We start from the raw sequence: 10,675 nt of genomic DNA, 5'->3' as shown, positions 1-10,675 counted from the left end.
GCTCGGTCAGGTTGGGAGCGACTGCGACCAAACTGACAACGAGCAGGGCGAGCGATAGCTCGGCCTCCACATGATGGACGGGTGAATAGGGTTAGGCCGCAAGTGGGCTGTCTTGATCACACCCGAGGAAGTCGGGAAGCCCGATAGCACCCGATGCCAAACCCGAGCAGCGGTAGAAAGATCGCCATTGAAAACGCATGGACTGCGCCTTCATCTTTCAACATATCTGGGAATGAGAGCACCGCCACGGCAAAGAATCCAACGGCCCACTTCTTAATCGTGCGTGCCACTGCTCCGTCACGTCCGTATTTCAGGACATAGGCCACTCGTTTGTCGTGTGCGCGTTGAGCTTCAGATTCCTGCCCTGCTTTAAACCTGACTCTGTCTTCGTTGGCGCGCATCCGATGCCATTCGGCTTGCTCGATAAAGCGCCTCGTTTTCTCGTCCATCATTTCCCCCTTTGACCGGTGGCTCCAAGCCATGACGCGACCGCGCCTGTCAGCGTCGTCGAGCCTTGCTTGTTAAGCGGTATCGGTTAAGATAACCGGTATCGGTTAAACGTCAAACGAGATCGGTTCGTGAGGGCTGGATGAAAGAAAGCGATACCGCTATTCGTGCTTATGTGACCAAGCCCAAGATATTCGACGAAGCGATCCATCTGCGTGCCCGCGAAGGCACGAAAGCGCGCATTGACGCTTTGCGCGGCACAATGAGGCAGGGTGATTTCATTCGCCTCCTTCTCGAAGAAGCTCTTGATCGCCGTGAGAACGAGGCTCGTGAGAACCTGTCTGGCAACGAGTAGTGTCGTGTCAGCCGTGCCGATGTAGGCCCGAAAAGCCTTCTGGCTGCGCCTAAATATTGAATGGACGACTATTGTGACGACGAGGGCAGCCTTTCACTTTTCAAGCTGATGAGCCCCCGCGACCCTGCGCGCGCTACCGATCCAGCTACCCGTTCGTTTCGATGGGCGCTGGCAGAACAACGGTTGGCGCAGATGGCGGCAGAGGCGGAGGTGCGGGGCCGCGTTTTGAAGCGGCTCGGCTCACCGGAGTTCTAGCTCGGTCCTATCACTGCCCCCAGCGGGGATAACCGGAGCGGCTTTTCTCATCGTCGCTGACAGCGCGCTGCTCTTTCGCTATCACCCGTCATAGGGTTGTTGGGGCGGGGTTTTCTGTGTCTTCTGCTATTCGTGATCTGCTGGAACGCTATCGCTCGGGTGCCAAGTCCGAGCGCGAGAAGGGCACGTATTTCGAGCGTTTGTGCGTCGAGTTCCTGAAGCATGACCCCGAGATGGCGCAGCAATATGAGGATGCGTGGACCTTCCGCGAGTGGGCTGAAGCCGCTGGGTGGAAGCAGACCGACACAGGCATCGACCTTGTGGCGAAGCTGCGCGACGATGGCGGCTTCTGCGCGGTCCAGTGCAAGTTCTATCGCGCCGACCACCACATCCAGAAATCCGATATCGACTCGTTCTTCACCGCGTCGGGCAAAGCCCCGTTCACCCGCCGCCTAATCATCGACACGACCGAGGTGGCGTGGAGCAAGAACGCCGAAGACGCCCTCGACGGCCAGAATATCTCGACCACCCGGATCAGCATGGAGCGGCTCGAACAGAGCCCGATCGACTGGCGCACCTATCTGGCCGACGACCAGATCGTCCTCGCGCCCAAGAAGGAGGTGCGCCAGCATCAGCGCGAGGCGCTGGAGGCGGTGCGCGAGGGGCTGTCGGAAGCGGATCGCGGCAAGCTCATCATGGCCTGCGGCACCGGCAAAACGTTCACCGGCCTCAAGATCGCCGAAGACCTCGCCGGTCCCGGCAAGTTTGTGCTGTTCCTCGTGCCATCGCTCGCCCTCATGAGCCAGACGGTGCGGGAGTGGTCGCTCGACACCACCACGCCGCTCCGGGCCTTCGCGGTCTGCTCGGACGCGCAGGTGGGCAAGCGCAACAAGGGCAACGACGATATCGGTGATATCGACGTTCACGATCTCGCGCACCCCGCCACCACCGATCCGGCGAAGCTCGCCAACAAGGCGAAGGCATCCGCCCCGGACGAGATGACGGTGGTCTTCAGCACCTACCAGTCGATTCAGGTGATTTCGAACGCCCAGAAGCAGCACGGCTTCCCCGAGTTCGATCTCATCATCTGCGACGAGGCGCACCGCACGACCGGCGCGACGCTGGAAGGTGAGGACGAGAGCAACTTCGTTCGCATCCACAATCAGGATTTCATCGCGGGCAAGAAACGCCTCTACATGACCGCGACGCCGCGCATCTTCGGTGACGCCGTGCGGTCGAAGGCGAAGGAGGTTTCCGCCGAGCTATGCTCGATGGACGACCCAGCGCTCTATGGCGAGACACTATTCCAGCGCGGCTTTGGATGGGCGGTCCAGAATGACCTTCTCACCGACTACAAGGTGATCGTCCTCGCCGTCGATGAGGCGATGGTCAGCACCTCGATCCAAAACCGCCTCAAGGACGAGGACAACGCCCTCAAGCTCGACGACGCGACCAAGATCGTCGGATGCTACAAGGCCCTCACCAAGGCCGATCTCGCCGCCGACGTGGCGACCGACACCGGGCATATGCGCCGTGCGCTCGCCTTCTGTAAGGACATTGCTTCCTCCAAGCTGGTGCGTGACGAGTTCTCTGCCGTCGTAGAGGAATATCTCACGTCAGCCGCCAGCGGTGACGAGGAGCCGCCCCTCGGCTGCGAGGTCCACCACGTCGATGGCACCTTCAATGCGAAAACGCGCACCCGTGAACTCGAATGGCTGAAGGCCGAGCATGAGGATCATAGCTGCCGCATCCTGTCGAACGCGCGCTGCCTGTCGGAAGGTGTGGACGTGCCCGCGCTCGACGCGATCATGTTCCTGCATCCTCGCAAGTCGCAGATTGATGTGGTCCAGTCGGTCGGTCGCGTCATGCGCCGCGCTCCCGGTAAAAAAATGGGCTACGTCATCCTGCCGGTCGGTATCCCCGCAGGAGTCGCGCCCGAGGAGGCGCTTAACAACAACGAGAAATACAAAGTCGTCTGGCAGATTCTCAATGCGCTTCGCGCGCACGACGAGCGCTTCGATGCCACCATCAACAAGATGGATTTGGGCGTCGATGTCAGCGGCCAGATCGAGGTGATCGCGGTTTCCGACAAGCTGCCGACAAAGGCGAAAAAGAAGGCTGGCGGCATCGGCATCGGTCAGGGTGGCGGATCGACCGATAGTGGCGACCGCGATGGCAGCAGCGAGCCCACAGGCGGTGAGGACCAGCTTGCCTTCACGCTCGACGAGTTCACCACCGCGATCCGCGCCAAGATCGTCAAGAAGTGTGGAAGGCGCGACTATTGGGAAGACTGGGCAGGCGATATCGCCAAGATTGCCCAGAACCATATCACCCGTATCACCGCCATCGTGCAGCAGCCGGGATCGACCGAGCGCGCGGCGTTCGAGCGCTTCCTTGCCGAAATCAGGGACGACCTGAACGAGAGCATCAGCGAGAACGACGCGATCGAGATGCTGGCCCAGCATCTGATCACGCGCCCGGTCTTCGAGGCGCTGTTCGAGGGCTACAGCTTCACCAAGAACAACCCCGTCTCGGTCGCGATGGAGGAGGTTCTCACCGCGCTCGACGAGCAGAACCTCGGCAAGGAAGCCGAGTCACTTGAGCGCTTCTACGCCAGCGTGCGCGTGCGCGCTGCCGGGATCGACAACGCGGCGGGCAAGCAGAAGATCGTCGTCGAACTCTACGACAAGTTCTTCCGCAACGCCTTTCCCCGAATGACCGAGCGGCTCGGCATCGTCTATACGCCGGTCGAGGTGGTCGATTTTATCATCCACTCGGTGAATGAGGTGCTCAAGTCGGAGTTCGGTCAGACGCTCGGCAGCAAGGGCGTCCACATCCTCGATCCGTTCACCGGCACCGGCACCTTCATCACGCGCCTGCTCCAGTCTGGACTGATCGCGCCGGACGAACTCGCCCACAAATACCAGCACGAAATCCATGCCAACGAGATCGTGCTACTCGCCTACTACATTGCCGCCATCAATATCGAGGCCGTCTATCACACGATGTCGGGCGGGGATTACAAGCCGTTCGAGGGCATCTGTCTCACCGACACCTTCCAGCTTTATGAGCAGGATCGCGACCTCATCAGCGACCTCATGGCGGATAACAGCAGCCGCCGCACGCGCCAGAAGTCGCTCGACATCCGGGTCATCATGGGCAACCCGCCCTATTCGGTCGGGCAAGGCAGCGCCAACGACGATGCCGCCAACGTCGTTTACCCAAAACTCGATGGGCGCATTCGCGAGACGTATGCGGCCGAAACCCGCATGACGAACAAGCGGTCGCTCTACGACAGCTACATTCGCGCGATCCGCTGGGCGAGCGATCGCATCGGAGACAGCGGTGTGATCGCCTACGTGAGCAACGGAAGTTGGGTGGATGGAAACGCTACTGATGGTCTGCGCAAGTGCTTGGCTGACGAGTTCGCAAACATCTATGTGTTTCACCTGCGGGGTAATGCCAGAACGGCAGGAGAACGCCGTCGTCGAGAGAAAGACAACGTATTCGGATTGGGCTCTCGCACCCCAGTCGCTATCTCCTTACTGGTGAAGAACCCTTCCACCAAGAAGAGCGGTCAAATACATTTCCACGATATTGGAGATTATCTCTCGCGCGAGGAGAAGCTCGGGATTGTTGCGCGATTTGGCAGCATCTCCGGCATCGCGGAGGCTGATGGCTGGCAGACCATCGAACCGGATCAGAGCGGAAACTGGCTCAATCAGGGCGAGCTTGGCTTCGAGCAGTTCGTCCCGATGCCTGACAGCGATAAGACCGGGGCGGGACTGTTTCCCACCTACTCGGCTGGAATGAAAACCAATCGAGACTTGTGGTGCTACGATAGCTCAAAGGCTGGTCTTGCGTCCCGCATGCAGAAGTCCATTTCGTTCTTCAACTCGTTGGACCAAGCCTACACCCCCCGTGGCGATGAAGCCTCATTCAAATGGTGTCAGAAAACGCTGGCCGATCTGTCATCGGGAAAGAAGTATACGTTTGAAGAGTCCAAGCTCCGACTGGCGCATTATCGGCCCTTTACTCGACAGTGGCTCTACATGGATGGACGCCTGAACTGGAGCAAGTATCTCACCGACAGGTATTTCCCGAAACCCGACTCCGAGAACCGCGTGATCTCGCTCTCCGCGCCCGGTTTTCGTGGCGAGTTCTCGGTGTTGATGACTGACCTGACACCGAGCATTCACTTTGGCGATATGGGTGGAGCGCAATGCTTCCCATTGATCGTCTACGATCCTCCCGGACGTGAAGCCGGAGGACTCGATCTCAAGGCGGTCGGGCAACGCAGCGGGATATCGGTTCAAGGGCTCGGTCACTTCCAAGCGGCATACCCGGGAAGCGAGATTATCGAGGACGACCTCTTCTACTACATCTACGCCGTGCTCCACTCGCCCTCCTATCGGGAGAGCTACGCGGACAACCTTGCAAAGGAGTTGCCCCGCATCCCGGCCGTGAAGGGAATCGAGAACTTTCGCGCTTTTGCGGAAGCTGGTCGGAAGCTGGCCGACCTTCACGTCGGCTACGAGGGCGTTGATCCGTATCCCGTATCCATTGCGCAGGGCGATCTGCGCCTCGCGAACATCGACGATCCCCAGAGCTTTTATCGGGTTGAGCAGATGCGATTCGCGGGTAAGCGCCCGAAGCTCGACAAGACAACGGTGGTTTACAACGCCCACATTACCATGACTGGCATACCGCTCGACGCCTATGAGTATGTGGTAAGTGGCAAGCCCGCGTTGGAATGGGTGATGGAACGGCAGTGCGTAAAGACCGACAAGGCCAGCGGCATCGTGAACGACGCCAACCGCTATGCCACCGAGACGGTGGGCGATCCGGCCTATCCGTTGCTACTTTTCCAGCGGGTGATCACCGTCAGCTTGGAGACAATGAAGATCGTTCGCTCGCTGCCGCCCCTTGGTGATCTTGCATGAGCAACGTTAATATCAAGCGACTCGTTGAGAACATCCGGTCGGGAACGAACAGCTACACGCCACTGGTCGAACTGGTGGTAAATGGCATCCAAGCGGTCGAGCAGAGGGGAGCCGGGGACGGCTTGGTCGAAATCGACGTGCTTCGCAACGGCCAACCAGACCTCACCGACCGGCTCGAAGAGGTCGATGGGTTTGTGGTGAAGGATAACGGTGTTGGCTTCACCAAGCGCAATCGGGATGCGTTTGATACGCTCTACACCGATCTGAAAGCTGCTGACGGGGGTAAGGGTTTTGGGCGGTTCACCTGCTTGAAGTATTTCGAGCGCGTCAAGGTCAAGAGCACTTTCGCTGAAGACGGTTCGTTCTTCGACCGCTCCTTTCGGATGGGGCTCGGCAACGAAATCGTCGTCGATGAAAAGGTCGCTGCTTCCGATGCTACTGATACGGGATCAGAGGTTGAGATTTCGGGCATAAAATCCGTCAAGTTCCCGGATAAGGGCTTGGACGTGATCAGCAGGGTCGTGGTCGAACGCCTGTTGCCCTATTTCGTAGACAAGGAGCGTGTTTGTCCGCGCATCGTTATCCGGGACCATCGCTCGACGACGCCCATCGCGCTCAACGATTACCTTGCTCGCGAAAATACGCAAATCGTTGAGCTTGCAGTCGAAAATCCAACCTTCAGTTTCCCCTCGACCGATGGCGATCGCACGTTCCATGTGAGGGTATTCAAGTTCTTCGCTCCTAGGGCGAGCAAAAGCAAAGTGGCGCTGGTGGCACACCGCCGTGAAGTCACCGAAAACCCTCTGCAAACATACATACCCGAGTTTGCCGAGGAGTTTTTTGAGCCTTCGCCAGATCAGGGCGACGCGAAAGGGCGCAACTTCGTAATCAAGGCGTATGTCTTTGGCGATTATCTCAACGAGAACGTGTCGTTGGAGCGCGGTGAGTTTCGTTTCCAATCTGACTCGGACTTGCTGAACGGCATCTCACAGACGCAGATCGAACAGCGCGCCGCAGAGATAGCGCAGTCGGCCGTTGGAGCGGAGATTTCCGAGCGGCGTCTGCGAAAAGGCGCGCGGATTGCGGAGTATGTGGAAACGCAAGCCCCATGGCATCGCGTTTTGAGCAAAGAGGTCGATTTTAGCGGCCTGCCGATGACCCCTTCCCATCAGGAGATCGAAATATTTCTTCAGAAGAAGAAATATGAGCGTGAAGTTTCGACAAGAACCCGGGTTTCCGCAATCCTAAATGCAGATGAAGGCGACGATTTAGGTGATCAGATCAATAGTGTTATTGCTAGTATTTCCGAAACAAGCAAAAGCGATCTAATACATTATGTCTCGATGAGACGTTGTGTGCTAGATTTATTTGGTAAAGCGCTTGAGCTTGGCCCAGATGGAAAGTATCGATCGGAGGGAGAAGTCCACGACATTATTTTCCCCAGACGAGCGGACTCCGATGGTCTCGATTACAACGACCACAATCTCTGGATGCTGGACGAGCGGCTCAACTTCGCCTCTTACGTGATCTCCGATAAGCCGACAGAGGCATCGAGTTTAGATCGCACGGACGTGACGGTCTTCAACCGCCCCGTCGTATTTCGCGCCGAGAACGAGCCCAGTAATCCAGTCACGATTTTCGAGTTTAAAAAACCGCAGCGGGACGACTTCGTAAACCCGTCTTCCAAGGAAGACCCGGTCAATCAGATAGTTCGCTATGTAAATCTGATCCGAAACGGTAAGGTGAGGAACAGCAAAGGGCGGGAAATCCGCGTCAGTGCCACTACTCCCTTCTACGGCTACATCGTCTGCGACCTCACGCCAAAAGTCAATGAGTGGCTTGAGTTTGAGCAGAACTTCACGCCCATGGCTGACGCGATGGGTTGGTTCGACTGGAGAAAGAATATTCACCTCTACATTGAGGTTATTAGCTGGGATAAACTTCTACACGACGCCGAGATGCGCAACAAAGTATTCTTTCATAAGCTGGGGATTGACTGACTATAGCCTAAACGTGGTCACCTGTGTCATTAGGAATCGCGAACGGCCGCTTTCTCGGTGAGACCGATTTTCATGTTCCCGACCGCCTCACGGATCATCTCGTCGATTGTATCAGGACCGCCACCTTCCGGCGTGAGGTCCATCATGTGCATGGGCTGCTGATGGCTTCCGAAATAGCCCCACCCCGTGTTCTGCGACAGACCGCTCTCACGCCACTGACCGCTCATACCCGCACACCGCAGCCGCAGACCACGCGCCGATACATTGCGGGCAAGCCGCCACAGGGCCGCGACAAGTGAACCCGAATCCTCGCCTGTGATTTCCTCATCCGAATCCACAGTGACGGTGACGAAGTAGCCAGCGAATACGCGGCTGCTCCCGGTCTCAACAATGCCGAGTTGGTAGCTGATGCGCTCCCGCTCCCCCCCCGACCTCACCACGGTGCATTCGCCCGTATCGCGCGCCACATAGTGCCGCCAGTTCTTCACCTGCCTTTTCATGGTGATATTTATCGCGCTTGCAGCGCGTCAGAGGAGCGAAATCTGCTTCGTCGCGGTTTCTGTTTCCGCCGTTTGGCTTGAAGATCGCCGCTGTGAGCGGCCCGTTTGCACGGTCGATTTCAGTTCGACCCGATCTGGAATCGGTCGATCCTCATAGGTGTGCCCACGCAAATCAGCAGACAGTCGCAGTGCATCGCGAATGGCGGATGCCCGCTCATTCGTCGATGTTTCCTCTTCAGTCGCAAGGGCTTTCCGCGAAGCAGGATCAGCATAGCGCATTTTGAATCTCACGATTGCCATCGCGATCTCGAACTCGCGTTCTGCCTCATCAATAAGACCGATGTGAACGTCGAACAGGCGACGCACTGATTCCGAGTGCCATGTCTTTTTCTGTCGTCGCGTGAGAACACCCTTTCCAGTGAGCCACCGCGCGTATGCGTCGTGAGATGGTTCTCCGGTATCCGCGTAAATCGGGAGTTCTCGGCGTGCTTCCGCAAGCAGCGGAACAAAGTTCGCCGCCCATTCGGCGGTGGCAATCCGCCGTTGTCTCAACCCAATGATCCTGCCGCGTTCGCGCTCTTCCTGCATCGGAAGGGTTTGAACTCGCCCACTAAATGTGAAGTTAACGGCCACATCTAAACGTTAGGGCTGGAGACGAATCACCCCGAGGAGCGATATCTGGTCGGTCGCCCCAACGGACGAGGTGACGCATGACCCAACCCATCCATGATATCCTCACCCAGCTTGGCGCAGCTATCACTGCGCAACTTGATGCCGCCAATGACCGCGCCACTTCGGCTGAAAGCCAGTATCAGCGCCTTTTTGACGGGCTGCGGGCGCTGGTCAACCAACCCGCCGCGAACCTTCCCGAGGCGGCGAATGACGCGGACGCGATCAGCGTCGAGGTTGTGGAGCATCCCAGCACGCCGCCTCGTGGCAGCACCACGCCGATTCGCACTGCTATCCCTGATGATCTTTTCCTCGACGCCCTCTGCACCGAATGGCGGAGCGCGCATGCTATCCGTGCCGAGATGGCCTCCAAGGGACGGTGGGTTGCTTACGGCACGGTCTACAAGCGTCTCGCCAAGTTGGAGGCCGAGCTTCCCGACCTGATCGAGGCTGCCGATGCTCCTGTTCGCTGGCGGCTCCGTTCGCCTCGTTCCAAGCACCGGCCCGACGACGCGATGGTCTCCGAAGCCACTACCGGCGGCACTCGCCCCGCGCGTTCTCGCGGGGCAATGCCGCCCGACGCGATCACGGACGTGCGGCAGCGTGTGGCCGATGCCCCGGCTCCCACCGAGAAGTTCACGCCCGTGCTGCATCGGGGGGACTGCTTCGAAATCATGAAGTCCATGCCGGATGGCTCGGTCGATCTCATCCTCGCCGATCCGCCCTATGCGACCACGGGCCTCGCAATCGACCCTACGATTGATCTGAAGGCAATGTGGGCGGAGTATCGCCGCATCATCAAGCCGACCGGCACGATCATCCTTTTCGGCTCCCAGCCTTTCTCGTCCAAGCTGGTCTGCGAAGGGATTGACCTCTTCAAGCATGACATTGTCTGGATCAAGAACCGAGCTACCGCATCACTTCATGCGCGCAACCGGCCCTTGAAGCAGCACGAAGACATTCTCGTCTTTAGTGCTGGCACAACGATTCATAAGAATCGCTCCCCCCGCCGCTATACCTATCATGCGCTTGGGCAACGTTCGACGGGCATTCAAACCGTAAGCGGCTCGACGCATTCGCCGCATCTAGACAACGTTACTCATAATCCCGGCCGGAAATACGAGGGAACCACCAATAACCCTCGGACCACCGTGTTCTGCCCGAAAGACAAGAACGGTGTGCATCCGTTTCAGAAGCCGCTCGCCTTGCTGGAGTATCTGATCCGCACCTACTCCAACGAAGGCGACGTTGTGTTCGACAGCTTCATGGGAAGTGGAAGCACCTGCGTTGCTGCGCATCGTGCCGGTCGCATGAGCATCGGGGTCGAGATGGAGAAAGAGTTTTTCTCGGTGGCTGAACAGCGTGTGCTGGCCGAACCCGAAGATGGTGATCAAGACAGCCCACTTGCGGCCTAACCCTATTCACCCGTCCATCATGTGGAGGCCGAGCTATCGCTCGCCCTGCTCGTTGTCAGTTTGGTCGCAGTCGCTCCCAACCTGACCGAGC

At 58.2% G+C, this 10,675-nt stretch carries 7 protein-coding genes; 4 read left to right on the top strand and 3 right to left on the bottom strand.

Annotated elements, in window-relative coordinates; translation table 11 throughout:
• Positions 1–116: 116 nt before the first annotated feature.
• Positions 117–452 carry a hypothetical protein gene (locus ACAX61_RS19370; protein WP_370716189.1) on the bottom strand — a complete coding sequence of 112 codons (336 nt, stop codon included), beginning with the start codon at positions 450–452 and terminating at the stop codon, positions 117–119.
• 137 nt (positions 453–589) lie between these two features.
• On the opposite strand from ACAX61_RS19370, the gene ACAX61_RS19365 reads away from it, so the two are divergent.
• From ACAX61_RS19365 to ACAX61_RS19355, 3 genes are all read left to right on the top strand, one after another.
• Positions 590–802, top strand: coding sequence for a hypothetical protein (locus tag ACAX61_RS19365; RefSeq protein ID WP_370716188.1), 213 nt, complete (start codon positions 590–592; stop codon positions 800–802).
• 371 nt (positions 803–1,173) lie between these two features.
• Positions 1,174–6,000 (top strand): DEAD/DEAH box helicase, encoded by a 4,827-nt coding sequence (locus ACAX61_RS19360; protein ID WP_370716187.1) that lies wholly within the window; start codon positions 1,174–1,176, stop codon positions 5,998–6,000.
• Positions 5,997–8,000 carry an ATP-binding protein gene (locus ACAX61_RS19355; protein ID WP_370716186.1) on the top strand — a complete coding sequence of 668 codons (2,004 nt, stop codon included), beginning with the start codon at positions 5,997–5,999 and terminating at the stop codon, positions 7,998–8,000. The genes ACAX61_RS19360 and ACAX61_RS19355 overlap by 4 nt, the downstream gene beginning before the upstream one ends.
• Positions 8,001–8,029: 29 nt before the next feature.
• Here ACAX61_RS19355 and ACAX61_RS19350 read toward each other — a convergent pair whose 3' ends face one another.
• Together ACAX61_RS19350 and ACAX61_RS19345 are read right to left on the bottom strand one after the other, a co-directional pair.
• The gene (locus tag ACAX61_RS19350; protein ID WP_370716185.1) at positions 8,030–8,500 is read right to left on the bottom strand and encodes a hypothetical protein; all 471 of its coding nucleotides are present in this window, start codon (positions 8,498–8,500) and stop codon (positions 8,030–8,032) included.
• A 27-nt stretch (positions 8,501–8,527) separates the two neighbouring features.
• A complete protein-coding gene (locus ACAX61_RS19345) occupies positions 8,528–9,088 on the bottom strand; it encodes a hypothetical protein (RefSeq protein ID WP_370716184.1) in 561 nt (186 codons plus the stop codon).
• 122 nt (positions 9,089–9,210) lie between these two features.
• Here ACAX61_RS19345 and ACAX61_RS19340 point away from each other — a divergent pair, with 122 nt between their 5' ends.
• Entirely contained in the window at positions 9,211–10,584 is a 1,374-nt protein-coding gene (locus ACAX61_RS19340) for a DNA-methyltransferase (protein ID WP_370716183.1), read from the top strand.
• Positions 10,585–10,675: the final 91 nt, after the last annotated feature.

The sequence above is a fragment of the Sphingomonas sp. IW22 genome (assembly GCF_041321155.1).
Taxonomy (GTDB): Bacteria; Pseudomonadota; Alphaproteobacteria; order Sphingomonadales; family Sphingomonadaceae; genus Sphingomonas.
Note: the sequence above shows the minus strand (reverse complement) of the source record. Positions and strands in the feature narration are given on the sequence as shown.